This window comes from Methanocalculus natronophilus, assembly GCF_038751955.1.
Lineage (GTDB): Archaea > Halobacteriota > Methanomicrobia > Methanomicrobiales > Methanocorpusculaceae > Methanocalculus > Methanocalculus natronophilus.
The window spans coordinates 1-756 of the sequence record NZ_JBCEXH010000044.1; the positions used below are offsets into that span (position 1 = coordinate 1).

The following is a 756-nucleotide window of genomic DNA, read 5'->3' on the forward strand; positions in this document are numbered from 1 at the left end:
ACCTAATACATTTTGCAGTTTATTTGGAGCAATGCCCGCTCCTAATGGAACGTAAGCAGCGGAAGGGCTTGTTGAAGTGACGAAGGGATAGGTTCCGTGATCTAAACAAAGCATGGTGCCTTGTGCGCCTTCAAACATAACATGTTTCCCTTGGTCTATATAGTCATTAATTAATTTAGACGTATCCTTTAAATGCGGGGCAATCATTTTTTGAATAGGGGCATATTTTTTCATTAAATCATCAATCTCATAAGGATCATAACCGTGTGTTTTTAATAGATTATTAATCGCAGGTAACGTTTCTTCTAAATACGTTTTAAATCCAGATTCACTACAAAAAGTATGCATTCTAAGTCCACGTCTAAGGGCTTTTTCACTATAGGCAGGTCCAATTCCCTTAGCTGTCGTACCTATTTTTTCTTTTTTCAATGATTCATACAAATGATCAAATGATTTATGAAAGTCTAGTAGGACATGGGCACGATCAGAAATCACTAAATGATCTGTCGGGTATGATGCATCATTAATCATCTGCATTTCTTTTTGTAAACTTTCAGGATTAATCACCATTCCACTCGCCATTATAGGCGTCGTATTTTTGTGGAAAATTCCAGAAGGGATTAAGTGAAGGGCAAACTTTTTGCCATCAAATTTAATCGTATGACCGGCGTTATCTCCACCTTGAAACCGTACGACCACGTCAGCCTTTAATGCGAGTGCATCGGTAATTTTGCCTTTGCCTTCATCCCCCCACTG

General features: G+C 38.5%; 1 protein-coding gene. It reads right to left on the reverse strand.

Annotation, left to right across the window (positions count from 1 at the left end; translation table 11 throughout):
• Positions 1-756: adenylosuccinate synthetase (locus tag ABCO64_RS10285; protein ID WP_343089395.1), on the reverse strand; the 756-nt coding region annotated here is incomplete at both ends.